The sequence below is a fragment of the Actinomadura keratinilytica genome, from assembly GCF_039539665.1.
In the GTDB taxonomy this organism is placed as follows: Bacteria; Actinomycetota; Actinomycetes; order Streptosporangiales; family Streptosporangiaceae; genus Spirillospora; species Spirillospora keratinilytica.
In genome coordinates this window covers 133,805-159,599 of record NZ_BAABDO010000003.1, presented here as the reverse complement: position 1 = coordinate 159,599, position 25,795 = coordinate 133,805, and the positions used below count along the sequence as shown (strand labels likewise).

The window sequence follows — 25,795 nt, the reverse complement described above, 5'->3', positions numbered from 1 at the left end:
ATCCGCTCGCGCCGCGGGCCCCGCCGGCGCCGCCCGGCCAAGCTCCACGGCGACAGGGGCTACGACTGCGACCACCTGCGCCGATGGCTCCGCGGCAGGAACATCGCCCTGCGCCTGGCCCGCGGAGGCGTCGATTCCTCCCAGCGGCTGGGCCGCCACCGCTGGACCATTGAACGCACCATCGCCTGGCTCAACGGCTTCCGCCGCCTGCACCGCCGCTGCGAACGCAAAGCCCAGCACTTCCTGGCCTTCGTCGGCATCGCCGCCGCCCTCATCTGCTACCGCCGCCTCGCCAAATGAGATCACCTCTAAGGACACGCCCGGTGCTGCGTACGGTTACCGCGGTTGACTGGCGGGCCTGAGACGGCACTGCTGCGGTGTTGGCTGTTGTTCGAATGAGGCAGTGGTCGGGGGCCGGGGTGAGCGGGCACGGGGCTTTGCTGGTTCGTCGCGGGTGGGTGATGTGGTGACCTTTGTTGAGTCAGGTGGTTTCGGGGTGGTGGCCGATTGCTTCGGTGACGGTCTCCCATTCGTTGGCGCGGGACATCCAGCGGTTGACCGGGATTTTCTTGCGTTTGCCGTCTGCCTTCACCAGGACGATGCGGTTTCCCGCCACGATGAGGGTGTCACCGCCCGTCGCCCGGAATGAGCGCCGGGTGCCGATCGGTGCGATGACCTCCAGTGTCCGTGTGTGCGTGGTGTAGGTGAAGTACGGGCGGGTCAGCAGGACCGCGCCGTACACGATGAACAGCGCACCGAGCGCCAGGTTGATCAGGCCGGGGACCAGCAGCCCCAGCACGAAGTTGGCGATGCCGAGGACGAGGAACAACCATGCGACGGGCGGGTTGTACCGGACCTGCAGGGTGGTGCGGGGAGGGCGGACAGGATCGGCCACGGTCGGGTCCTTTCGTCGCCGCCCATGATTGTTCAAGTCGCCCGCGCAATGGCGGTGGTGCTGGTGGCCGGTTGCGGACGACTGCGCAACGCAGAGGCGCGCGCAGTCCCCGATGTTGAGATTTTGGAGCGAATCAAGTTGAAGCGTTGGCGGTGAAAATGTCCAAGTCGTTCGGAAGCATGGCCTGTCTTCGCGACGCGAGGGCTGTCGGGCCGCGGTGGCGACTCTGTTGCGGCGGGGGGATGGCCACATCTGGACTCTGTGCGGGCTCGGCCGTGGGTGAGGGCGCTGATCGTTGTCGCTGTCAAAGGGGATCGGCCGGGGCGGTGGCGTCGCCGGGACGTGTGGATTCTGGGGGTTTCGGAGGAAGGGCGTAGCAGGCGAGGGTGTGTGTCTCTAGACTCGCGCCTCGTGCATGGTCATCCGCCGCCCCCCGTGCCGCCAGGGTTTGACGTCGAGCCGACCGACGGGGAGAGAGCCGCGCCGCGTTTCCGGCGGTTGATGGCCTGGGGCATCGACACCGCGCTGCTGTGGGTCGTCGCCGTTCTGCTCGGCATGATGACGTGGGGGCGGCTGCAGTCCTACGTGGCGGAGGACCTACCGCAGAAGGCGCTGGCGGCGACCGGTGGCCTGCTGTTCTCCGGCGGGGACGTGGAGAAGGCCGCCACCGACTTCGGCGCCGGGGTCTGGGGGACGTTCACCAGCGCCGTCTATCAGGCACTGGCCCTACTCGTCCTGGTCGAGTTGCTGTATCAGTTCGTGGCGCAGACCTGGGCGGGGCGCACGCTCGGCAAAGCGGTCATGGACATCCGCGTGCGCGCCGCCGCCACAGGGGACGCACGGAAACCCGGCAAGGCGGGGGCCTTCCGCCGTGCCCTGGTGACCACCGCGGGCGGGACGGGGCTCTACTGCCTGGCCTGGGTCGTTCTCCTGGAGGGCATGTTCTTCGCCGCGGTGCTGGTCTGGCTGTTCGCCGTCGTGGTCTTCGTCGCCAACAGCCTGCCCGCGCTGTTCGGCGGACGCCGCCGGACGCTGGCCGACATGCTGGCCGGGACGGCCGTCGTCCGCGCCGGGGTGTATCAGCGCGCCGTGGCCGCCGCGGTGCAGGGCGCCGGGCGGGCATGGGACGGCACCCAGGCGGCCGGACGGGCCGTCCGGGACGCCGCCCGCCAGAACCTCGGACAGTCCGAGCGCGCGCAGCAGGTCCAGGACATGGGCAAGCGGCTCGGCGGCCGGATCAAGGGGCTTCGCTCCGGGCGGGCGGGCGAGGAGGCGCCGCCGCTCCATGCCGCCAACCCCGCCCAGGCCCTGCCGCCGCCGCAACCGTCCTACGACCCGGTGCAGGGATACGCGCCGCCGATGCCGTACGTTCCGCCGGCTCCTCCAGCAGGGCAGGACGGTTCGTAAGGCGTTTCGGCGGAGGCGCCACGACGCCAAGTCCGGTAGTGCGCGGCTCACCGCGCTGAACGCTGCGTAGCCCGCGGGGGCGTCATGCTGCTGCGCACCCGGGGGAAGTGACGCCGTGTACGCGCCGGGCCGTCCCCACAGCAGTTTCGGTAAGCGATTGGTAAGGGCCGGTTGGCAGGATGAGGGGTGTCGGAGGTGGTCGAGTGCTACGGGGACGTACTCGATCACCTGGGGAACGTAGCGAGTGTGCGCGGGCCAGGCCCGGGGCGGGGGCGGACGGTGGACGCCGAAGCGGGGTCGGCGTTCATCGTTCGTTGAGCAGGGCGGCAGTTTCATTGGCCGCCGCCGTGTCCCCTAGGCGTTCGTAAACGCTGAGGGCCTCGCTCCAGGCCTTCCGGGCCGCTCCCTCGTCGCCGTTCTCGCGGTGGGCCTGCCCTAGGAGGCGAAGCGTGGACGCCAGGAAGGAGTGCCAGCCGCGGGCGCGCCACAGGCGCACGGACTCCTCCAGGTTGGTGACGGCGTCGGCGTACCGGCCGGCGGCGAGGTCCAGTTGGCCCAGGACCGTCATGGCGTCGGCGAGATGATGCTCCAGTTTGTGGCGGCGGCTGAGGTAGACGACCGAGTTGACGGTCGGGAGGGCGCGCTCGTCGCCGAGGGCGGTGTACAGCTTGGCGAGGTAGAGCAGCGAGAACGCCTCGGCGTAGTGGTCCTTGAGCTGGTGGGTGATGCGCAGCGACCCGACGAGCAGGGCGTGGCCGCTTTCGATGCGGCCCGTCAGGCAGTAGGCGGCGCCGAGGAACTGCATGGCCGTCGCCTCGAAACGCGGGTTGCCGTGCAGGCGGGCGAGTTCCAGGCAGCGTTCGAGGTGTTCGGCGGCCTGTTCGGGCCGGGCCTCCCCGTAGGCGACGCCCATGACGTGGTGGGCGCGGGCCTCGCCGCCGAGGTGGTCGGTCGCCTGGGCCAGGCGGAGGGCGCGGCGGGCCGTGTCGAGGGCCAGTTCGGAGTCGCCGCGGGCGGTCAGGCCCCAGCACTGGGCCACCAGGGCGTCGGCCATTCCGCGTCGTTCGCCCACCTCGGCGAACAGGCGGTACAGGCGGGTGGACTCGTCGTAGGAGGTGCCCATGGCGTCGCCCGGACGGTCCATGGACAGCCAGGTCGTCATGTCGTTGAGGCCGCGGAGCAGCACGGCCTCGCCGAGGCGGTTGCCCTTGGCCGCGCACAGCGCCATGGCCTTCTCGTGCAGGGGGATCCAGTCCTGCGCCAGGCTCCGGACGTCGAGGTACTTCTCCATCGACGCGGCCAGGTCCCAGGCGTAGTCGTCGAGGCCGAGCGCGCAGGCGTGCTCGACGGCCGCGGCCATCGCGGCGCGTTCGGAGTCGAACCAGGCCATGGGGTCGGCGAGCAGCCGGTCGGTCACGTCCGCCGGGAGTTCGTGGCGGGGCGCGTCGCCGTGGATGGGGGCGTAGCAGGGGCCGGGGACGCGTTCCGCGGCGCGTTCGGCCAGGGCCAGCCAGGCGCCGAGCGCGCGTCGCACGGCCGCCAGCCGGGCGTCCTCGCTTTCTTCTTCGAGGGCGCGTTCGCGGGCGTAGATGCGGACGAGGTCGTGGTAGCGGAGCCGGGTCCAGCCGTTGGCGTCGGTTCCGGAGACGACGAGCAACTGGGCGTCGACCAGGGCCTCCAGGTGCGTCTGGGCGTCCCGGTAGGAGCCGCCGAGCAGCGCCGCCGCGACCCATTCGGCGAAGTCGGGGGCTTCGAGCAGGCCGAGCAGGCGGAACAGGCGGCGCGTCCGGTCGGGCAGCCGCAGGTAGCTGAGCCGGAAGGAGGCGCGGACCGCCAGGTCGCCCGCGGTCAGCTCGTCGAGGCGGTGGCGGGCGTCGCCGAGGCGGTCGGCCAGCCAGGCCAGCGTGCGGTGCCGCCGGCGGGCCAGGCGCGTCCCGGCGATGCGGACCGCGAGCGGCATGTGCGCGCACAGGCGGACGACGTCGGCGGCGGCCCGCGGTTCGGCGGCGACGCGCTCGGGGCCGATGATGCGGGCCAGCAGCGCGACGGCCTGCCGCTGGTCGAAGACGTCCAGGTCGATCCGGCCCGCGCCTTCCAGACCGGCGAGCGGGACGCGGCTGGTGACCACGACCGCGCAGCCGGGGGCGCCGGGCAGCAGCGGACGCACCTCGCCCTCGTCGGTCGCGTCGTCCAGCAGGATCAGCACCCGGCGGCCGTTGAGGACGGTCCGCAGCAGCGCGGACCGGTCGTCCAGGGACGCCGGGACGTCCTGTCCGCTGACGCCGAACGCCCGCAGGAACCCGCCGAGGACCTCCGCCGGATCGACCGGGGCGCCGTCCGGGCGGCGCAGCCTGGCGTACAGCTGTCCGTCGGGGAACCGCGCGGCCAGCCGGTGCGCGACGTGCAGGGCCAGCGTGGTCTTCCCGACTCCGCCCAGTCCGGTGATCACCGTGACCGGCGAGTACTCCCGGGCGGTCAGCAGGTCGGTGAGCGTCCGCACCTGGTCGTCGCGGCCGGTGAAGTCGGGGACGGGCGGCGGAAGTTGCGCCGGTACGGGCGGCGGGGCGCGGGAGACGCCGAGGGCCTCGGGGGTGCGGCCGTCCTGGGCGAGCGCGGCCAGGTAGGCGGCCTGCATGCGTTCACCCGGGTCCACGCCCAGCTCTTCGGCGACGCTCTCCCGGTAGGTCTGGTAGCGGCGGAGCGCCTCGGCGGTGCGTCCGTCGGCCGCCAGCAGTTCGACCATGCCCGCTTCGAGCCGTTCGTCCAGCGGGTGCGCCTCGGCGAGCGCGGCGAGGCGGTCGAGCGCGGCGCCGGCGCGGCCCGCCGCCGCGGCCGCCGTGGCCAGGTCCGCGGCCGCCGTGGTGATCTCCTCCGTCACCGACCGCAGCAGCGGGTCGTGCGCGTCCAGCGCCGGCAGGTCGGCCAGCAGCGGCCCGCGCCACAGGGCGAGCGCCGCCTCCAGCAGTTCGGAGCGTTCCCGGGCGTCGTCGGCGGCCTTGGCCCGGGCCGTCAACGTGCGGAATCCGCCGAGGTCGACGGCCTGGTCGAAGCGTCCGTCCGGAAACGTGAGGCGGTAGCCGGAGCCGTAGTGGTCGAGGCTCCAGGACGGGTCGGGCGTCGGATCGATCCGGCGCAGCCACTGCCGCAGCCGGGAGACCGCCACCTGGACCGAGCCCGGGTTCACCTCGTCGGGACGCTCCCGCCAGACCAGTTCGACGAGCCGGTCGGCGGGCACGGCGCGGCCGGCGGCGACCAGCAGGACGCCGAGCAGGCCCCGCAGGATCGGTGAGCGGGGCGACCGCACCGGGGCGCCGTCCGCCTCGATGAGCAGCGGACCGAGCACGCCGAACCGCAGCCTGGCACTGTTCACCCGCCGCCTCCGTCGTTGAACCGGCCCGGACCGTTCGGCCGGTGAGCGACCACGGCACTCCTCGCTAATACCGCTACCAGGTATAACATGACTCGAATTCCACTCACGAGTCAGGAGCGGGACGGACGCGATGCGCGGCGCGGTCGGCTCAACCTCGGCGGAGGACGATCCCCCGGGTACGGTGACGGAACGCGCGCTCGTGGGCGCGCCGCCGATCCGGCGGGTGCGGGGCGCGATCTACCTGTGCTACGCGGGCGAGGCGCTGGCGTTCTCCGCCGTGATGGCGCGGATCCCGCACGTGCAGCGTTCGCACGGGTTGAGCGACCAGGCCATCAACGTGCTGGTGGCGCTGGTGCCGGTGCTGGCGGTCGCCGGGGGGCTGCTCGCGGCCCGGCTGAACGGGCGGGCGGGCTCGGGCCTGGTGCTGCGGTGCGCCCAGCCGGTCTTCTTCGCCGCGGTCGTCCTGCTGGGCGCCGTCCCCGGGACGGGCGCGCTGGTCGCCTCCGTCGCGCTGTACGGCGTGGCGATGGGCGTCGTGGAGGCGGCGATGAACGCCCAGGCCGTGGCGATCGAACGGCACGCCGGACGGTCGCTGGTCAACGGGTTCTTCGCGGTGTGGAGCGGTGCGAGCATCGCCGGCTCCCTGTGGGTCTCCTTCGCCAACGGCGCAGACCTGTCGCTGGCGGTCGGCTTCGCGGTGCCGGCGGCGATCGGCCTGCTGATCGCCGTGGCGACCGTCCGGCTGCCGCTGCGCAAGGACGCCGAACGCGCGATCGCGCAGGCGGCCGAGCAGCGCGCGGCGCGGCGCCTCCGCGCGGCGGGCGGGCCCGCGGTGAGCGTGCCGTGGCGGCCGCTGCTCGTCCTCGGCGCGGCGCTGGCATGCGCGTACGTCGCCGAGGGGGCGATCGCGGGATTCGCCGTCAAGTACGTGCGGGACGAACTGGGCGGCGCCGACACCGTCGCCCCCCTGGCCATCACGGCGTTCGCGGCCGCGACGGTCACGGGACGGGCGGTCGCCGACCTGGTGGTGCGCCGCCGGGGCGCGGCCTGGCTCATCCGCGGCGGCGCCGTGCTGGCCGCGGTCGGCCTGGTCGCCGCCGTCCTCGCGCCGTCCCCGTGGGTCGCCATCGCCGGGTTCGCGGGCGCCGGAATCGGGCTGTGCTCGGTCGCGCCCGGAGCGTACGCCGCCGCGGCCCGCCACGACCCGATCGGGCAGGGCGTCGCGGTCGCGCGGGTCGGCGTCTTCAACTACCTCGGCGCCGTGGCCGGGACGGGGCTGGTCGCCGTGCTGGCCCCGCTGTCCGGGTACTGGGCGTGCTACCTGGTGGCGGCCGTTCTGGTTCTGGTGATCGTCCCGTTGGCGGGCCGCTTCGCACCCCGTCCGACCTGACCCCGCCCGCGTGGGACATGCCGGAGCGTTAGATTCGCGTCGCCTTCCGTGAAAAGGGCATGTCATCCGGCCCGTCCAGGGATGATGACGGCGGGAGGTTCGGATGCCCACGGACTATCGCGCCCCGAACATCAACGCCCGGCGCCTCGGGCTCTACCTGCGGCGGACCAGGGAACTTCTCCAGTTGTCCTACGACGAGGCCGCGGCCTGCGCCGGATGCAACTCCGACTGGCTCGTCCGTGTGGAGACCGGGTTCTGCGAACCGACGCCCCGCGAGGTGGAGCTGCTGCTGGAGCGCTACGGGGTCCGCGGGGCCAAGGTCGCCGACCTGATGATCGACCTGGCGTCGCGGCCGCGCGGCCCCGGATGGCTGGCGCCGCATCTGGACGGGATGAAGGCGGAGGAACGCGACGCGCTCATCTCCGAGTCCGAGGCGTCGGTCATCCGCACCTACGGCGTCCAGCAGATCCCCGAACTGGCGCAGGCGGAGCCGTACGCCCGGTTCATCGCGTCGGTGTCGCTGCGCGAGCCCGACCCGGACGTGCACTGGGAGATGCTGCGCAACCGGCAGACCTACCGGCCGGGCGGGCGGCGCCGCTTCCTCGACGTGATCGTGGACGAGATGGCGCTGACACCGCGGCTCGCCGACGAGGTGATGGTCCCGCAGCTGCGCCGCCTGCTGGAACTCGGCGACGACCCGGATGCCAGCGTCCGGGTCGTCCCGTCCGCGGCGCCGTTCTACGAGGACCGGGCCCACCCGTTCGACGTGCTGGAGTTCCCCGGTGTCAGCGACCGCATCAGCCTGTGCCACACCATGCTCGGCATCGGCTTCGCCTACACCGATCTCACCGACGTCTGGACCCACATCGAGCAGAACTCGGCCCTCTGCGCAGAGGAGAGCCGCGAATTCATCAAGATGCTGCTCGCCGCCCGAACCGTCCGCTGAGCCCGAACCGCCCGGCGCCGGAGCCGCGCGTTCCGGTGTCTGCTGCTCTGGGAAGTCGATCGTGTCGCTTGCGGCACGTTCCGGGGGATCGGATGCGGGCGCGCCGAGGCGCGGCCGCCCGGTCGGGGCGGAAAGCGGGCGGCTTGAGCGAGCTTCCAAGTGAAGTGAGCGCCGCCGCGGTCCCGGCCCCCGGGTGGCCAGACCCGGCACCGGCGACGGCGGGGCAGCCGCGGCGGCCGTCCCCCCGCTACGACACGTTTTCCGTCCGCTACCAGGCCGCCCTCGTGATTGCCGCCATCAACGGAATGGCTCCACCTACTTCGAGTCACGACCTGGTGGGGCCGCGCGTCCTGGTGTCTGCGGGCCGACGTTGGTGTCTGTCGGCTTGGGCGTCGGCGGTGTCGTCTGGCGCTTGTTTCAGGTGGGGCGGATGCGGGCGGGCCCTGCGCGGGCGGTGCACCGTCCCGGTGGTCGATCCGCGCCGCGGCGGCGTCGAGGCGCCCGGTTGTTGGAGCCGCCGCGGCACGGATCGGGCAAGGTGCGGCCGCCGGGACAAGGCGGCCGGGAACCGCCCCCGGTGCCAGCCGCTATGCACCGAGGGCGGAGCTGGGTTACGAGCGCGGGGTCGTGTTCGAGCACGACCCGGCACGCAGCACCAGCCAGATCGTCAGCGGGAAACCCAGACGGACCGCGACGCCGCGGTCGGCATGGCGATCCGGCTGGAGCGCCACCGCAGGCGGCCCGCCCCCGCCGCGGGGCCGCCTGACCGCGAACCCGGGCCTGGCCCGGCAGGAAGCCAGGCCCGGGAGCGCGCGGCCTATCTGACGGTGGCGCCGGTGGGGAGCGGCGGCTCGGCCTCCAGCGCTTCCACCTCCTCGTCCGTGAACAGACGGGACCGGATGAGGAAGCGGACCCCCTCGGGGGCCTCCAGCGAGAACCCGCTGCCCCGGCCCGGCACGACGTCCACGGTCAGGTGGGTGTGCTTCCAGTACTCGTACTGGGCGGCGCTCATCCAGAAGGGCGTGCCGCCGCCGACGTGCCCCAGGAGGACGTCGGAGGCGCCGACCATGAACTCGTCCCGCGGATAGCACATGGGGGAGCTGCCGTCGCAGCACCCGCCCGACTGGTGGAACATCACCGGGCCGTGCCGGGCGACGAGACCGGCCAGCACCCGCGCGGCGGCCTCGGTGAGCCGGACCCGTTCCACCATCAGAAGAAGCCCAGGCGCTTCGGCGAGTAGCTGACCAGCAGGTTCTTGGTCTGCTGGTAGTGGGCGAGCATGGCGCGGTGGGTCTCGCGGCCGATGCCGGACTGCTTGTAGCCGCCGAACGCCGCGTGCGCCGGGTAGGCGTGGTAGCAGTTCGTCCACACCCGGCCGGCCTTGATGGCGCGGCCCATCCGGTAGGCGGTGGAGCCGTCGCGGGTCCACACGCCGGCGCCGAGCCCGTACAGCGTCTCGTTGGCGATCTTCAGGGCCTCGTCCACGGAGTCGAAGGTGGTCACCGACACCACCGGGCCGAAGATCTCCTCCTGGAAGATCCGCATGTCGTTGGTGCCCTTGAAGACGGTCGGCTCGATGTAGTAGCCGCCCTCCAGGCCCGGCACGGTGCGGGGGCCGCCGCCGGTCAGCACCTCGGCGCCCTCCTTCCGGCCGATGTCGATGTAGGACAGGATCTTCTCGTACTGGTCGTTGGACGCCTGCGCGCCGATCATGGTCTCCGGGTCCAGCGGGTTCCCGGTCTTGATCGCCTCGGTGCGGGCCAGCGCGCGGGACATGAACTCGTCGTAGATGGACGAGGCGATCAGCGCACGGGACGGACAGGTGCAGACCTCGCCCTGGTTGAGCGCGAACATCACAAAGCCCTCGACGGCCTTGTCGAGGAACTCGTCGTCGGCGGCCAGCACGTCGGGCAGGAAGATGTTGGGGCTCTTGCCGCCCAGCTCCAGCGTCACCGGGATGATGTTCTGCGACGCGTACTGCATGATCAGCCGGCCGGTGGTGGTCTCCCCGGTGAAGGCGATCTTGGCGATGCGGGGGCTGGAGGCCAGCGGCTTACCCGCCTCGACGCCGAACCCGTTCACCACGTTCACCACGCCGGGCGGCAGCAGGTCGGCGATCAGCTCGATGAGCAGCATGATGCTGGCGGGCGTCTGCTCGGCCGGCTTGATCACCACGCAGTTCCCGGCGGCCAGCGCGGGGGCCAGCTTCCAGGTGGCCATCAGCAGCGGGAAGTTCCACGGGATGATCTGCCCGACGACACCGAGCGGCTCGTGGAAGTGGTAGGCGACGGTGTCCTCGTCGATCTGGCTGATACCGCCCTCCTGGGCGCGGATCACCCCGGCGAAGTAGCGGAAGTGGTCCACGGCCAGCGGCAGGTCGGCGGCCAGGGTCTCCCGGACGGGCTTGCCGTTCTCCCAGGTCTCCGCGACGGCCAGCTTCTCCAGGTTCTCCTCGATGCGGTCGGCGATCCGGTGCAGGATCAGCGACCGCTCCGCCACCGACGTCGCGCCCCACTTGTCGGCGGCGGCGTGCGCGGCGTCCAGCGCCTTCTCGATGTCAGCGGCCTGCGACCGCGCGACCCGCGTGAACACCTGCCCGTCCACGGGCGACGGGTTGTCGAAGTACTCCCCCTCGACGGGCGGTACCCATTCGCCGCCGATGAAGTTGTCGTAGTGGTCGGCGAACGAGACGACGCTGCCCTCGGCGCCCGGCTTGGCGTAGACCATGGATGTCCTCCTCGCACACGGTGTGAACCGATGTGATGCAGGACACGATGCGCTGCGAAGGTTGTCAGAAGGTTGCCGCGGCCCCCCCCCGGGGGGCGGGCGTCAGTCGTGGAGGGCGGCGTTGATGCGGGCGGCGGTGATGCCGCGGCGGCCGTCGGACGGGTCCAGCAGCATGTGCGCGTGCTGGTGCACCTCCAGGTCGTAGCGGTGGCGTTCGCCGTAGACCAGGGCGTGCTCGGGGACGGGCGAGGCCAGCACCGCCTTGCGGACCGCGACTTCCAGGTAGTCGCGCCAGCGCACGATCCCCGGCGCCTCGGACTCCGGCAGCAGCGGACCGGTGTAACGCCGGACGGCGGCGGCGGTGTCGCCGGAGGCCAGCGCGTCCAGCACGGCGGACGCGTCGCAAACGACCGGATCGGTCAGCACGTAGTGGCGCTGGGCGACGGCGCCGCCGAGCGCGGCCCGCAGGTGCGACACCTGCGCCTTCAGGGACGTCATGGTGACCGGGCGGTCCCCGTACAGGGCCTCGCGCAGCCGTTCGGGGGTGAAGCCGTCCGGTTCCAGCGCCAGCAGGGTGAGGATCTCCAGCTGCCGGGGGCGCAGGGAGAGAGGCACGCCGTCCCGCAGCGCCCGGGCGCCGTCGCCCAGGCAGTCCAGCCTGACCCGCGGCTCGGTGACGGGCGGCAGCGCGGCGGCGGGCAGGCGGGCCAGCCGGTCCTCGATGGCGGCGGCGAGGGTGCGGACGGTCGGCATGACCATCGGGTGCGAGCGGTCCCAGGTGCTGGACAGGTCGAGGACGCCCAGCAGCCGCCCGCCGGGGGCGCGCAGCGGCGCGGCGTAGCACACCCAGCCGTGCAGCGCCTCGACCAGGTGCTCGGCGGAGAAGACGGTGGCGGGGCGGCGTTCGCGCAGGGCGAGCGCGGGGGCGTTGGTGCCCATCGCCGACTCGTCCCAGCGGCCGCCGGGGGCGAAGTTGACGCGTTCGGCGCGGTGCCGCATGACGCGTCCGCCGTAGGTCCACAGGATGGTGCCGTCGGCGTCGGTGACGGCGGCGACGAACCCCGCCTCGTCGGCGATCGACCGCAGCTCGCCGGCGATCTCGGCGACCGGCCCGGCCAGCGGCGACATGCGCCAGCGGTCCGCCACGTCCGGGACGGCCGGCGCGCTGTCGCGGTGCGGGTCCACCGCGGTGCGCGAACGGTTCCACGACGCCGCGATCTCCTCGCGCAGGGCGGGGTCGTGGGAGGAGGCGTTCGGAGCACGCTGGGCAACGAGCCGTGACCACTCCCGGACGAGCCGCGTCCGCCGGTCCCGCAGAGCACCGTGTGCCGCCATCTGGAATCCTCCTGGCCGGACAAGCCCGACAGGCCCGATTGTTACACCGTGTGGTCCGCCCGGTCCACGATCGTCACCGCGGCGCGGCGCGGGAGAGGAGCGCGCGGATCCCGGGCGTGGTGGACTCCCGGACGAACCCGCACGCCGTCGGCTCGGGCCGCACGGTCATCCGCACCCCGCCCGTCAGCCGGTACGGGCGGGACTCCACGAACGCGCCGAGCGAGCGCCGCAGCCGCGACACCTCCGCCCGCACGGTGACGACATGCTCGGCGTCGCCGAACAGCGCCCGGCTCAACGCCGGCGCCGACAGCCCGTCCGGCCCGGCGGCGTGCAACAGCAGCAGGATCTCGGCGTGCCTGGTGGTCAGCGCGCACCGCCAGCGCGCGTCCCCCGACCGCACCTCCAAGATCGGCGCTTCCGCCAGGTCGAGCACGAGCGTCATCGGCCGGGCCGGGGACGTGGGACGGATCAGCCAGCCCTCCGGCAGCCGCTCCGGCAGGCACAGCCCCAGACCCGGGACGGCCATCGCACGCCCCTCCGCCGGTGCGGCGACGCGCTGGGTGGCGGCCACCCCCGAGCTGTGCGCGACCCATCCGTCGTCGTCCACCAGCAGCAGCGGCCCGCCGGACGTGCCCACCAGCGGCGCCGCCGACCGCCGCAGCCGCTCCAGGCGGCGCAGGTGACGCTGCCACAGCCGCGACTCGGCCAGCCGCGTCCCGGTCTCCACCAGCGCGCCGATGGCCGGATGCAGCGTCAGCGCGGGGCCGCTCACGTCCACGACGCCCAGCAGCTCCCCGGTGCGCGGATCGTGCACGGGCGACGCGGTGCAGAACCACGGATGCTGCGCCTGCTCGAAATGCTCGGCCGAGAACAGCTCCACCGGTGCCGCCTCGGCGAGCGCGGTGCCGATCGCGTTGGTGCCGACCTTGGCCTCGGTCCACGTCGCCCCCTCGCAGAAGCCCAGGTCGTCGGCGCGGCGGCGGATCGCCGGGGCGCCCTGCCGCCACAGGATCACCCCGTCGGCGTCGGTGACCACCAGCAGGAACTGCGCGGCGTCGGCCAGCGAACCGATCAGCTGCCCCAGCTCGTCGATCACCTCGCCGAGCGGCGAGTCGAGCCGCCGCCGGGCGACCTCGTCGGCGCCGAGCGGATCGCGCCCGTTGTCGCCGTCCGGCGCCAGACCGAGCCGCATCACCCGCGACCACGACCGGGCGACCAGCGCCCGCGGCCGCAGCGGCACCGCGGCCCGCTCACCTCCGATCACGGCGTGGTGGACGCGGACCAGCTCCCGCGCGTAGTCGGGCAGGCTGGTCCCCGGACGGACCGCCGCATGCACGCGCACGACCTCACCTCCCCAGGCCGGCGACGTCCCGCGATGCCCCCGAAGCATAGATCCGGCCTGTGATCCCCGCCACAGGTCGTGCAATCCGATGCAACCCTTGCCGCCCACCCCGCCCCCCGAATGTGATCGGCGTTACACCATCGATCCGGAGAGGCACCCGGACCCACCCCGGAGAAGACCCGGAGAACCTTCGGAGAAGGGAAGGCGCAGATGAGCGACGCCACGGCCGCCGCCGAGTTGCGGACGCGCGTGCAGTCCTGGCTGGCCGACTTCGAGGCCGCCCTGGCCGCCCGCGACCCGGCCCGGGCCGCCGCGATGTTCGCGCCCGAGAGCTACTGGCGCGACCTGGTGGCCTTCACCTGGAACATCAAGACCGTGGAGGGCCGCGACGGCGTCGCCGACATGCTCGCCGCCTGCCTCGACGGCACCGACCCGTCCGGCTTCCGGCTCACCGAGGACCCGGTGGAGACCGACGGCGTCGTGGAGGCGTGGCTGGCGTTCGAGACCGCCACCGGACGCGGCATCGGCCACCTGCGGCTGACCGGCGAGGGCGCGTGGACGCTGCTCACCAGCCTGCGCGAACTCAAAGGCCACGAGGAGCCCCTGCGGGAGCGGCGGCCCAAGGGCGTCCGGCACGGAGTCGTCAAAGGACGCAGGACCTGGCTGGAGGAGCGGCGGCTGGAGGCGGCGCGGCTCGGCGTGGAGGAGCAGCCGTACGTGGCCATCATCGGGGGCGGCCAGGGCGGCATCGCACTCGGCGCGCGGCTGCGGCAGCTCGGCGTGCCCGCGCTCGTCCTGGAGCGCAACGACCGTCCCGGCGACTCCTGGCGCAAGCGGTACAAGAGCCTGTGCCTGCACGACCCGGTCTGGTACGACCACCTGCCCTACCTGCCGTTTCCCGACAACTGGCCGGTGTTCGCGCCCAAGGACAAGATCGCCGACTGGCTGGAGATGTACGTACGGGTCATGGAGGTGCCGTACTGGACCCGGGCGAACGTCACCTCCGCGTCCTGGGACGACGACGCCAAGCGGTGGACCGTCAACGTCGACCGCGATGGCGAACCGGTCGTCCTCACGCCGCGGCACCTGGTGTTCGCCACCGGCATGTCCGGCAAGCCCAACATCCCGTCTTTCCCCGGCATGGACGTGTTCGAGGGTGAGCAGCACCACTCGTCCCAGCACCCCGGCCCGGACGGCTACGCGGGCAAACGCGCCGTGGTGATCGGCTCCAACAACTCGGCCCACGACATCTGCGCGGCACTGTGGGAGCACGGCGCCGACGTCACCATGGTGCAGCGCTCCTCGACGCACGTCGTCAAGTCCGACTCGCTCATGGAGATCGGCCTGGGCGCCCTGTACTCGGAGGAGGCCGTCCGCAACGGCATCACCACCGACAAGGCCGACATGATCTTCGCGTCCATGCCGTACCGGATCATGCACCGGTGGCAGATCCCGCTGTACGAGAAGATCAAAGAACGCGACGCCGACTTCTACGCGCGCCTGGAGAAGGCCGGCTTCGCCCTCGACTTCGGCGACGACGGCTCCGGCCTGTTCATGAAGTACCTGCGCCGCGGCTCCGGCTACTACATCGACGTGGGCGCGTGCGACCTGGTCATCAACGGCGACATCAAGCTCGCCCGCGGCCAGGTCTCCCACCTGACGCGCGACGCCGTCGTCCTGGAGGACGGCACCGAACTGCCCGCCGACCTGGTCGTCTACGCCACCGGATACGGCTCGATGAACGGCTGGGTCGCCGACCTCGTCGGGAAGGAGATGGCCGACAAGGTCGGCAAGTGCTGGGGCCTCGGCTCGGACACCACCAAGGACCCGGGACCGTGGGAGGGCGAGCAGCGCAACATGTGGAAGCCCACCCAGCAGGAGGGCCTGTGGTTCCACGGCGGCAACCTGCACCAGTCCCGGCACTACTCCCTGTACCTGGCGCTGCAGCTCAAGGCCAGGTACGAGGGCATCCCCACCCCGGTGTACGGCCTGCAGGAGGTACACCACCTGTCCTGACCCTGTGAAGGGGTGGGGTTCGCGAGGACGAACCCCACCCCGCCCAGGGGCAGCCCGCGTGAGCCAGCTGCCGTCACAGGTCAGCGACAGCGGGAATCGGAACCTCGCCAACCGCCGCAAGCAACTGAATGGGGAATTCCGGATCGGCCTGGCCGACGGCGAGCGCAAGCCACCGCCCGGCATCCGGGCGCTGCCAGACGAGCATCTTGCCGCTGAGCCCGCAGCGTCTGTATCGGCTCCGGCACCGGACTCTCGGCCCGCAGATAAGGCTCCAGATCAACCGACTCCGGCTCGCCCCACCGCGCCGTCAACGCGGCCACCAACTCCCGAAGAGCGGCGTCAATCTCCTCCTCGGCCGCCTCGACGGTCTCACCGCTGCGATCGTCCCAAAAATCCCGACTGGCCAGCAGCACCCGAAGCCCATAACCCGCCCCGCCGGAGGCATCACCCTCCCCCGAAAACGGGAGAGCGATCATCTCCTCAACGATCGCGAACCGATCAGCCGTACTCATCCCCCGAACCTAGCGATCCGCCAAAGCCCCTAATAAAAAACCAGACGCCGACAGGCAGAGCAGAAGCCCTCAGCTGGCCAACCATCGCCGCCAAGGAGCGACCAACGCAAGAACTCCCCAAGCGCCCAGCCGTCTCGCTCCCGTCCCCCTGTAGATCCGGTGAAACCGAACCATCCGGCCGCCTCACCGTAGGAAGTCGGCCGCAGATGCTTCTGACCTGGGCATCTGCACAACCGCCGGTCCGCTGAAAAACCAAGCCCCTACGGCGCCCGCCCGACGCCGCTAACCTTCGGCCTTACCCTCCGGCCGCATCATCATCCTGGAGGTATTGCAACACCCCTTCATCTGAGTGTGCTCTTCTGGGTCTTCCGCACCATCCACCCTGGGCTTGCGGTGAGGGTTTCCGCCGCGCCACTCCTTGCGCGGGGCCTGCTGCCTGACCCCCAGATGCTCAGCCGTCGAATAACTCCCGGGATCGCCCGATTGCCCAGGTAAAGCCGTCGAACACCCCACGCACCGATGAGGAGGGGGATTGTCAGCGGTTGGCGCGTCGGTGGTCAGCGGGGGTGGACAGGGTGCTGTTCATCGCAGAAACCTGTGGAGGTTCGATCATGGACAGCACCAGCGTCAACGGAATGCGCAGCGAGCTTCACATCGATGGCCGTCGGCTTTCTCATCTTGACTTCGGTGGGCCCGGTCGGCCGCTGCTCGCCCTGCACGGCCACCTCTACGAGTGGCAGACGTGGGCGCACCTGGCCGCAGCACTGGCGCCGATGCGGCGGGTCATCGCGCCTGACCAGCGCGGGCATGGCGACTCCGAGCGGGCCGCCTCCTACACCCGCGACGATTATGTGAACGACGCGATCGCGCTTCTGGACCACCTGGGGATCAAGCAGGCCGTGACGCTCGGCCACTCCGGCGGCGGCATCACCGCCTTCCAGATCGCCGCCCGCCACCTTGAGCGCGTGTCGGCCATCGTCAATGTGGAGGGCCCGGTCTGCGACCTTGACGACGGCCCCAGCGCCCTGTCGTTCGTGCTGTCGATGCCCTGCACCGCCCCCGATCGGCAAACGCTTCTGGACGCCATCGGCCCGATGGCCCCGACGCTCGGCGACAAGCTGCGCCCCACCCCGGACGGCGGCTGGCGCCTGCCGTTCCACCCTCAGGACACCGTCGCGTCGGAACGGGGAACGCGCGGTGACCACTGGGCCGACTGGACCTCCACCACCTGCCCCGCCCTGTTCGTGTTCGCTCGCAACAGCCAGGTCATCGCCGCCGAGGACGCCGGGCGATCGTCACCCGGCGCGCCAACACGCAAGTGGTCGAGCTCGACGGCGACCACCTCGTCCACACCACCGACCCCGACGGCTTCGCCGCCGCCGTCGAGACCTTCCTAGCACCTTCAACTGACACCGCCTTGGAGGGGCGTCGCCACACCTGCACCCAATGCTCGGCGTCCCCGAGCCGTCCAACACACCCTCGAACAGGCACCGGACCCTGAATGGGTGAGGTCAGACGTGCTGCTGGGGCGGCAGAGGTGCCTTACCTTCGGTTTGTAATCTCTTGGTCACCAAGTGTGATCAAGGGTGGGGGTGGGCAGCACGGCTGTCGGTGGTGATCGATTGTCCGCGGCGGGAGGGCGGCGCATGGGTGATGGGCTGAGGCGGTCCGAGCGGGCGGTGGCCGTGGTCGGGGTCGGGTGCCGGTTGCCGGGTGGCATCACCGACCTGCACGGGCTGTGGACGGCCCTGGAGCGGGAGGCGGACCTGGTGGGGGAGCTGCCGCCGGACCGCTTCCAGGCCGAACGGTTCGTCGACGAGAGCAGGCCGCGGGCCGACCGCAGCTACACCCGGGCGGGCGGCTTCCTGGAAGACGTCAGCGGTTTCGACGCGGCTTACTTCGGCATCTCCGCCGAGGAGGCGGCGGCGATGGACCCGCAGCAGCGGTTGCTGCTGGAGATGGCGGTGGAGGCGCTGGACGACGCGGGCATCGATCCCCAGCGGCTGGCCGGGACGGACACGGGGGTGTTCGTCGGCGTCTCCGACCCCGCGTACGGCGTGCAGCAGGCTCTGGAGCCGCGCGGCATGGGGCCGTACTCGATGAGCGGGGGCGCGCTGTCGATCGCGGCGAACCGGCTGTCGCACGTGTTCGATCTGCGCGGCCCAAGCATCGCCGTGGACACGGCGTGCTCCTCGTCGCTGGTGGCGGTCGAGCGGGCCTGGCGGGCGCTCGTGGACGGCACCGGCCGGGTGATGCTGGCCGGGGGCGTCAACGTGCTGCTGAGCCCGAGGGGCTATGTGGGGTTCAGCCAGGCGTCGATGCTGTCGCCGACCGGGCGCTGCCGGGCCTTCTCCGCCGACGGCGACGGGTACGTGCGGGCCGAGGGCGGCGGGGTGGTGGTGCTCAAGCGGCTGGCCGACGCCCTGGCCGACGGCGACCGGGTCCACGCGGTGATCGTCGGGGCGGGCACCAACTGCGACGGCCGCACCGCGGGGCTGACGACGCCGAGCGCGGAGGCCCAGGAGGAGCTGCTGCGGCGGGTGTACGACGAGGCCGGCGTCGATCCCGACGACGTGGTGTACGTGGAGGCGCACGGCACGGGCACTCCCGCCGGCGACCTGGTCGAATGCCGGGCGATCGGTCGTGCGCTGGGGCGGCGGCGTACGGGCGAGCCGTTGCCGATCGGGTCGGTGAAGTCCAACCTGGGGCACCTGGAGCCCGCCTCGGGCATGGCGGGCCTGTGCAAGGCGCTGCTGGTGCTGCGGCACCGGACGGTCCCGGCCTCGCTGCACGCCGAGCGTCCCCATCCCGACATCGACTTCGACGGCCTGAACCTGCGGGTCGCCTCGCGCGCGATGCGGCTTCCCGCGGTGGATGAACGTTCGGTGGTCGGCGTCAACTCGTTCGGGTTCGGCGGCGCCAACGCGCACGTGGTGCTCGCGCCTCCACCCGCGCCGGACGAGCCTCCGCAGCAGCCTGCCCGACCTCCACGGGACCTCCCGTTCGTGGTGTCCGCCCGCACCCGTGAGGCGTTGCGTGAGGCGCTCGACCGGGCCGCCGCCCATCTGGACGCGGTCGACGAACGCGACTTCTACGACGTCGCCTACACCGCGACCCGCCGCCGCGGCCTGCACCGCCATCGCGCCGTCGTATTCGCCTCCTCACCCGCGACGGCGGCCCGCGGGCTGCGCGCCCTGGCCGAACCGCAGGGCGAGCCCGGCGCCGTCCCCGCGGCCGTGGGGACGGCGGTGGAGACGGGGCGCGTGGCGTTCGTGTTCACCGGCAACGGGTCGCAGTGGGCGGGGATGGGCGCCGACCTGCTGGACGACGAGGTGTTCCGGGCGGCGGTCCAGGTGGTGGACGTCGAGCTGACGCCGCTGCTGGGCTGGTCCGTACTGGAGGAGCTGCAACTGCCGCCGGAGCAGTGGCGGTTGGCGGAGACGGAGGTCGCCCAGCCGCTGCTGTTCGCCGTTCAGGTCGGGGTGGTGAAGATGCTGCAGGCGGCGGGCGTCCGGCCGAACGTGGTGCTCGGGCACAGCGTGGGGGAGGCCGCCGCCGCCTACACCGCGGGCGCCCTGACGCTGGGGCAGGCGGCACAGGTGGTCGCCGCCCGGGGGCGGGCGCAGTCGGCGACGCGGGGCATGGGGCGGCTGGCGTCGGTCGGGCTGCCGGAGGAGCGGATCCGGCAGATGCTGCCGCTGTTCCCCGGGGTGGAGGTCGCGGCGGTCAACAGCGACCGACACGTCACGGTGGCGGGCACGTCCGACGCCCTCCGCCGCCTAGGGGGGCATCTGGGTGAGCAGGACGTCTCCTTCTGGGAGTTGGACCTCGACTATCCGTTCCACAGCTCCGCGATGGAGAAGATCCGGGAGCCGTTGCGCGAGGGGCTGGACGGCATCGCGCCCGGTCGCGCACGCGTCCCGATGGTGTCCACCGTGACGGGCGGGCCGCTGGACGGGCCGGAGCTGAACGCGGAGTACTGGTGGCGCAACGTCCGGCACCCGGTCCGGTTCGCCGCCGCCGTTCAACGGGTGCTGGACGACGGGTGCGACGTGCTGCTGGAAGTGGGGCCGCACCCCGTGCTCCGCACCTACCTGCACCGCCTCGCAGCGTCGCGGACACGCGCGGCCGTGCTGGGCACGCTGCGGCGAAACGAGTCCGGCCCGGCCCGGCTGCGCCACGTCACGGCGGAACTGATCGCGGCGGGGGCGCGCCTGGAGTGGGACCGCCATTTCCCCGTGCGCGGCACGGTGTGCGACCTGCCCGCCTACCCCTGGCAGCGGGAACGCCACTGGATCGGGCGGCCGCAGACGTGGGAGCGCCGGATCGGCGACGGGATCGTCCGGCATCCGCTGCTGGGCGAACGGCAGCCGGTGCTGGAACCCACCTGGTACGGGTGGGTCGAGACGTCGGTCATGCCGTGGGTGCCCGACCACCGCCTCGGCGGGGCGGTCGTCATGCCCGCCGCCGCGTACGTGGAGATGGCGATCGCCGCCGGACGGTCGGTGATGCCGCAGGCGGCCGAGGCGGTGGAGGTCGACCACATCGACATCGGCCGGGCCGTGGTGGTGCCGATGGCGGCCGACGCCGAGCCGCCGTGCGTCCAGACGTCGCTGTCCACGGACACCGGCGTGCTCACCGTGGCCGGCGCCGACCGGCAGGGGAGGCAGCCCCGCGAGAACTTCCGCGCCCGCGTAAGGCCGCTGCTGCGGCCCGCGCCGCCGCGGTTGGATGTCGCCGCGATCCGCGAACGCACGGGCGTCCGCGTCGACGTGGCCGACTACTACGCGAAGGCCGCCGAGGGGCGCATGGAGTGGGGCCCCCGCTTCCAGGTACTGACGGAGCTGTGGCATGGGGACGGCGGCGAGATCCTGGGCGCCTACTCCTGCCCGGCCCAGCGGGACGACACCTACCACGTGCACCCGGTGCTGTTCGACGGCGCGTTGCAGGCCGGGCTGTGGTGGCTGGTGGAAGACCTGCGTGCGGGGACGGCCTACATGCCCGCAGCGATGGGCGCGGTGCGCGTGTGGGGCAGGCCCGCACCCGAGGGCCTGCTGCACGTACGCGAACGGTCAAGAGGCGCTGACGAGGTGTGCTGGGACATCACCATCACCGACACCGAAGGCGATGTGACCGTGGAGGTCGAACGCTGCCGGTTGCGCCGCGTGCCCGTCTCCCAGGCCGCCGCCGTGGCGCGCTACCGGCTGGAGCTGCGGGCCGCACCGCGAACCGGCGCCGCCCCGTGGCCGCTGCCCGGCCCCCGCGCACTCGTCGAGGACGCGGCCGCCGACATCGCCGCCCTGCGCACGGCCTGGCACGAGGTGGACTACCCCTCCTACACCTCCAAGCTGGAGGAGGCGTTCGCCCACTCCCTCGCCGACGCGCTCACCGCGTTGACCGGCGGCCGCACCGGCCCCGTCGGCATGGCCGACCTGCTGCGGACCTGCCGGGAGCCGCACCACCGCGACATGCTGCGCATGGCCGTGCCGCTGCTGGAACGCCACGGCCTGCTGCGCCACGACGACGACGGCGTGCACCTGCCCCCGCCACGGCGCGACGCCGCGGACCTGCACCGCGAGCTGATCGCCGAAAGCGGCCCCTTCGCCGCCCAGACCGCCCTGACCGTCCGCGCGGGGCGGCACCTCACCGAACTGCTCGGCGGCCGCCGCACCGCCGCCGACGTGCTCACCCGCGGCGGGGCACGGGAACTGCTCGACCAGGTCCACGACAGCGGCCCGGTCAGCTCGTTCACCAACCGGATCATCCGCGCGCTGGTCGGGCGGATCGTCCGGCGGTGGCCCGCCGACCGCCCGCTGCGCGTCCTGGAGGTCGGCGCCGGGACGGGCGGCACCACCGCCACGCTGCTGCCGGTGCTGCCCGCCGACCGCACCCGCTACCTGGCCACCGACGTCGCCGGCGCGTCCCTGGCCCGGCTGCGGCAGCGCACCGCCGGGCACGACTTCGCGGACGTCCGCGGCCTCGACCTGAACCGCGACCTGGTCGAGCAGGGCTGCGACCCGGGCGGCTTCGACCTGGTCGTGGCCGCCGACGTGCTGCACCTGGCCGAGGACCTGACCGCCGCGCTGCGCCGCCTGGCCCGCGTCCTGTCCCCGGGCGGGCTGCTGCTGGCCGCCGAGCCGCACCGCCCCGCCACGCTGCTGCCCTTCCTCGGCCTGCTCCCCGAGTTCTGGGCGGCCACCGACCGCGACGTCCGGCCCCGCTCGCCGCTGGTGCCCCGCGAGCGGTGGCCGAAGCTGCTCTCCGAGGCCGGGTTCACCGAGCCCGTCCTGACCGGCGACGACCGCGAACCCGCCCGCGGCGACTTCTCCGTCCTGCTCGCCGCCGCACCCCCGGCGACGGCGCGCACCACCTGCGAAAACGCGGCGGACTCGCGCGGCGGCCCCGTCGGCGCGGAGACACCGGACACGACCTGGCTCGTCGCGGCGGAGGAAGGCGGGCAGGCCCTCACCGAGGCGCTCGGCGCGGTGCTGGACGAACGCGGCGCGCAGGTTTGCCGGGTCGAACTGCGGGACGATCCGCAGCACTGGTTCGCCCACATACCGGCCGACGCCTCGTCCATCGGCTTCACGCTCGTCCTGGGCGGCCCCGCGGACCTGTGCCCGGACGCCACCGTGGACCTGGTCACCCGCCGCGCCGCCGTGCTGCGCGCCATCGCGCTCGCCGCCGAGCAACTGCCGGGCGACCGGGACGTGCAGCTGTGGCTGGTGACCCGCCCCTGCGGAGCGCTGCCGGAACCGGACCTGCCGGACGCGTCCGCCCACCCGGAGGACGCGGCGACCTGGGGGACGGCGCGCACCCTCGGCAACGAACACCCGCACCTGGCCGTGCGGCGGCTCTGCCTGCACCGCACGGGCGACCCGGCCCGCGACGCCGCCCGGCTGGCCGCCGAACTGCTGGATTCCGGCGAGGACGACGAGGTCGTCCTGACCCCCAACGGGCGGTTCGTGCCGCGGCTGGTGAAGATCGGCCAGCGTCTGCCCGTCCCCCGCACCGATGGAGCGTATCGGCTGAAAGTTCGCGAACCCGGTCCGTCGCCCACCCTCGTGTGGGAGCGTGCGCCGGTGCCCGAGCCCGGGCCGGGGCAGGTGCTGATCGAGACGCGGGCGCTGGGTCTGAACCACCGCGATGTGATGCGCGCGGCCGACCTGCTGCCCGGCGAGGCCGTCTTCGGCGGCCACGAACTGGGGCAGGAGTGCGCGGGCATCGTCACCGCCGTCGGGCCGGACGTCTCGGAGTTCGCCCCCGGCGACCGGGTCATGGCGTCGGGCGCGCTCGGATTCGCCGGCCACGCGGTGGCCGAGGCGTGGGCGACCCGCCTCATCCCGCAGCGGATGCCGTTCACCGAGGCGGCCGCCGTCCCGCTGGCCTTCGGCACCGTGTACCACGCGCTGGTGCGGCCGGCCCGCCTCCAACCGGGCGAGACCGTGCTCGTCCACGGCGGCGCCGACGGCGTCGGAATCGCCGCGCTGCACTACGCCCGCCTGCGCGGCGCCCACGTGATCGCCACAGCCGGGACGCCGGCCGAACGCGACCTCCTGCGCGCCATGGGCGTCGAGCACGTCCTGGACTCGCGCAGCCTGCGCTTCGCCGAGCAGGTCGGCGACCTGACCGGGGGCCGCGGCGTCGACGTCGTGCTCAACACGCTGGCGGGGGAGGCCATCACGCGCGGCCTGGAGTGCCTGCGGCACGGCGGCCGGTTCGTCGAACTGGGCAGACGCGACATCTTCCAGAACAAGCCGCTGCTGCTGCGCGCTCTGGCCGACAACATCTCCCTGTCCGTCCTGGACGTCGGCACGCTGATGCGGAAGGACCCCGAACTGGCGGCCGTGGACCCCGGCTACATGGACCTGCTGCTCGGCGGGGGCGGGTCGATGCCGCACACCGTGTATCCGGCGTCGCGGATCGCGGACGCGTTCATCCTGCCGCGCCGCTCCCGGCACATCGGCAAGATCATCATCTCCTGTGATCCGGCGGACGCCCCCGCCGCCGTCGAACCGCCGCGCCGCCCGCCCCGCCTCGACCCGGACGGCACCTACCTGGTCACCGGCGGCCTGAGCGGCTTCGGCGCCGAGATCGCCCGCTGGCTCGCCCGGCACGGTGCCCGTCACCTGGCCCTCGTCGGACGCCGCGGCGCCGCCGCCCCCGGAGCGCCCGCCCTGCTCGCCGAGCTGGAACGCCTGGGAGCCACCGCCCACGCCCATACCGCCGACGCCGCCGACCGTGACGCCATGCGCGCGGTCCTGGACACGCTGGACGCCGCCGGCCACCCGCTCCGCGGCGTCGTGCACGCGGCGACGCACCTGGACGACGCGCCGCTCGCCGACCTCGACGACACCCGCTTCGCCGCCGTCCTGCACCCCAAGGCCGCCGGAGCGATGGTGCTGGACGAACTGACCCGCGACCGGCCCCTGGACCTGTTCGTGCTGTGCTCGTCCATCACCACCGTAGGCAACATCCGCCAGGCCCCCTACGTGGCCGCCAACCTGTTCCTGGAGGCCCTGGCCCGGCGCCGCCGCCGTGACGGCCGCCCCGCTGCGGCGATCAGCCTGGGGGCGCTGGCCGACACCGGCGCCCAGGAGTGGGCGCCGACCAGGCTCGGCATCGCGCCCATGCCGCCCGGCCAGGCCCTCCACGCCCTGGAGGACATGCTCGCCGAGGGCAGCGACGTCACCATGGTCGGCCGCTGCGACTGGGGACGGCTCCGCCGCATCCTGCCGGGCCTGCGGGGCCCGCTGCTGTCGCTGGTGCTGCCGCCGGGCAGCGAACAGCAGGCCCCCGACACCCCTGCGGCCCTTGCGGAGATGAGCCCCGAGCAGGCCCACGCGGTCGTCGCAGAGCAGGTCGCCGAGCAGCTCGCGGCGGTCCTTGCCCTCCCCGCCGACCAGATCTCCGCCGACACGCAGCTCGCCGAGTACGGCATGGACTCCCTCATGGCCGCCGACCTGCTGACCTCCGTGCAGCAGCGCTACGGCATCGACATCCCGCCCATGGAACTCGTCCGCAGCGGCGGCACGGTGAACGGCATCACCCGGACCATCCTCCTCCGCCTGGGCCTGCCCACCGCCCCACGCCCGGTGCCCGATAGCCGGCCACCGGCACCGTCCGCCGACGCACCCTCGCCGCTGACGTCTGAATGCTCACGCCGACCCCACCCCGCCATGGACACGGCCCCCCAGTACGAACCCCTCGAAACACACCCCTCCGACATGCCGCCTCAGCGCGGTGCCGCCTCCACCGCGGAGCCGCCGCCCATCACCGAGGCGCTCCCGACGCCGACGTCTGAATGGGCACGTCGACCTCTCCCCACCGTCGCTGACGTGCCCACTCGGCCGGAACCCCTCGAAAACAGAACCTCCAGCACGCCGCCTGAACGCGCCGCCGCATCGACCACGGAGGCGTCGCCCATTGCCGATGTGCCCCCCGTCGCCGATGCCTGAGAGGCCGCGCCATCCTTTCCCCACTGCCACAGACGCGGCTGTACAGCAGAATCCCTGAAATCCGGCCGTTCGGCGTGCCGTCTCTGCTGGGGAGAGCCGCTGCCCGTTGCCGACGTCTGCACGGTCGTGTCGACCTCGCGTCGATCTCTTCTCACGGTCATCGGCATGGCCGTGCAGCAGAAGCCCCTTGGAATCCGGCTTTTCAGCGCGCCGTCTCAGGGGCGGTGAGTGGTGTTGTTTGGACGGTGCGCTGCGTTCGGCCAGGTGCTGGGCCCGGGGCGACTCCTTATCGGGCGGGAGCGGCGTGAGCCGCCGCCTTCGCGGGGGTGGGAGCAGGATGCGGCCGCCCCGGGGGCGGCGCCGCCGCGGGTGTGGGCCGAGCCCGCGCCGGAGGACA

General features: G+C 72.9%; 13 protein-coding genes. 7 read left to right on the top strand and 6 right to left on the bottom strand.

Annotated elements, in window-relative coordinates; genetic code table 11:
- Positions 1–300: transposase (locus tag ABD879_RS02145; RefSeq protein WP_345016840.1), on the top strand; the 300-nt coding region annotated here is incomplete at its 5' end.
- 181 nt (positions 301–481) lie between these two features.
- Here the strand turns inward: ABD879_RS02145 and ABD879_RS02140 are convergent.
- Positions 482–895 (bottom strand): hypothetical protein, encoded by a 414-nt coding sequence (locus ABD879_RS02140; RefSeq protein WP_345016838.1) that lies wholly within the window; start codon positions 893–895, stop codon positions 482–484.
- A gap of 261 nt (positions 896–1,156) precedes the next feature.
- Between ABD879_RS02140 and ABD879_RS02135 the strand changes: the two genes are divergently transcribed.
- Entirely contained in the window at positions 1,157–2,302 is a 1,146-nt protein-coding gene (locus ABD879_RS02135) for an RDD family protein (protein ID WP_345016836.1), read from the top strand.
- Positions 2,303–2,606: 304 nt separating this feature from the next.
- On the opposite strand, the gene ABD879_RS02130 is transcribed toward ABD879_RS02135, so the two are convergent.
- Positions 2,607–5,672 (bottom strand): AfsR/SARP family transcriptional regulator, encoded by a 3,066-nt coding sequence (locus tag ABD879_RS02130; RefSeq protein WP_345016834.1) that lies wholly within the window; start codon positions 5,670–5,672, stop codon positions 2,607–2,609.
- Between the two features lie 181 nt (positions 5,673–5,853).
- Here ABD879_RS02130 and ABD879_RS02125 point away from each other — a divergent pair, with 181 nt between their 5' ends.
- Together ABD879_RS02125 and ABD879_RS02120 are read left to right on the top strand one after the other, a co-directional pair.
- Complete coding sequence (locus ABD879_RS02125) at positions 5,854–7,062, top strand: MFS transporter (protein WP_345016832.1); 1,209 nt, start codon at positions 5,854–5,856, stop codon at positions 7,060–7,062.
- 103 nt (positions 7,063–7,165) lie between these two features.
- Positions 7,166–8,008 carry a helix-turn-helix domain-containing protein gene (locus ABD879_RS02120; protein ID WP_345016830.1) on the top strand — a complete coding sequence of 281 codons (843 nt, stop codon included), beginning with the start codon at positions 7,166–7,168 and terminating at the stop codon, positions 8,006–8,008.
- Positions 8,009–8,825: 817 nt separating this feature from the next.
- Here the strand turns inward: ABD879_RS02120 and ABD879_RS02115 are convergent.
- The 4 genes from ABD879_RS02115 to ABD879_RS02100 all read right to left on the bottom strand — a co-directional run bounded on the left by ABD879_RS02115 (position 8,826) and on the right by ABD879_RS02100 (position 13,412).
- Positions 8,826–9,218: a DUF779 domain-containing protein gene (locus ABD879_RS02115; protein WP_345016828.1), complete on the bottom strand. Its 393-nt coding sequence runs from the start codon at positions 9,216–9,218 to the stop codon at positions 8,826–8,828.
- Positions 9,218–10,735 (bottom strand): aldehyde dehydrogenase, encoded by a 1,518-nt coding sequence (adh, locus tag ABD879_RS02110; protein ID WP_345016826.1) that lies wholly within the window; start codon positions 10,733–10,735, stop codon positions 9,218–9,220. The genes ABD879_RS02115 and adh overlap by 1 nt, the downstream gene beginning before the upstream one ends.
- Before the next feature lie 102 nt (positions 10,736–10,837).
- Positions 10,838–12,070, bottom strand: coding sequence for a GAF domain-containing protein (locus ABD879_RS02105; protein WP_345016823.1), 1,233 nt, complete (start codon positions 12,068–12,070; stop codon positions 10,838–10,840).
- A 73-nt stretch (positions 12,071–12,143) separates the two neighbouring features.
- Positions 12,144–13,412, bottom strand: a complete 1,269-nt coding sequence (locus tag ABD879_RS02100; RefSeq protein ID WP_345016821.1) for a GAF domain-containing protein — start codon at positions 13,410–13,412, stop codon at positions 12,144–12,146.
- A 210-nt stretch (positions 13,413–13,622) separates the two neighbouring features.
- Here ABD879_RS02100 and ABD879_RS02095 point away from each other — a divergent pair, with 210 nt between their 5' ends.
- The 3 genes from ABD879_RS02095 to ABD879_RS02085 all read left to right on the top strand — a co-directional run bounded on the left by ABD879_RS02095 (position 13,623) and on the right by ABD879_RS02085 (position 25,398).
- Entirely contained in the window at positions 13,623–15,428 is a 1,806-nt protein-coding gene (locus ABD879_RS02095; protein ID WP_345016819.1) for a flavin-containing monooxygenase, read from the top strand.
- A gap of 1,087 nt (positions 15,429–16,515) precedes the next feature.
- On the top strand, positions 16,516–17,337 hold the full coding sequence (locus tag ABD879_RS02090) for an alpha/beta fold hydrolase (protein ID WP_345016817.1): 822 nt from the start codon (positions 16,516–16,518) through the stop codon (positions 17,335–17,337).
- 249 nt (positions 17,338–17,586) lie between these two features.
- Complete coding sequence (locus tag ABD879_RS02085) at positions 17,587–25,398, top strand: SDR family NAD(P)-dependent oxidoreductase (protein WP_345016815.1); 7,812 nt, start codon at positions 17,587–17,589, stop codon at positions 25,396–25,398.
- Positions 25,399–25,795: the final 397 nt, after the last annotated feature.

What these genes read in the sequence shown, in the direction of transcription:
- ABD879_RS02085 (WP_345016815.1), top strand. Translation starts at nt 17,587, where the DNA reads ATGGGTGATGGGCTGAGGCGGTCCGAGCGGGCGGTGGCCGTGGTCGGG.
- adh (WP_345016826.1), bottom strand. Translation starts at nt 10,735, where the DNA reads ATGGTCTACGCCAAGCCGGGCGCCGAGGGCAGCGTCGTCTCGTTCGCC.
- ABD879_RS02095 (WP_345016819.1), top strand. Translation starts at nt 13,623, where the DNA reads ATGAGCGACGCCACGGCCGCCGCCGAGTTGCGGACGCGCGTGCAGTCC.
- ABD879_RS02105 (WP_345016823.1), bottom strand. Translation starts at nt 12,070, where the DNA reads ATGGCGGCACACGGTGCTCTGCGGGACCGGCGGACGCGGCTCGTCCGG.
- ABD879_RS02115 (WP_345016828.1), bottom strand. Translation starts at nt 9,218, where the DNA reads ATGGTGGAACGGGTCCGGCTCACCGAGGCCGCCGCGCGGGTGCTGGCC.
- ABD879_RS02120 (WP_345016830.1), top strand. Translation starts at nt 7,166, where the DNA reads ATGCCCACGGACTATCGCGCCCCGAACATCAACGCCCGGCGCCTCGGG.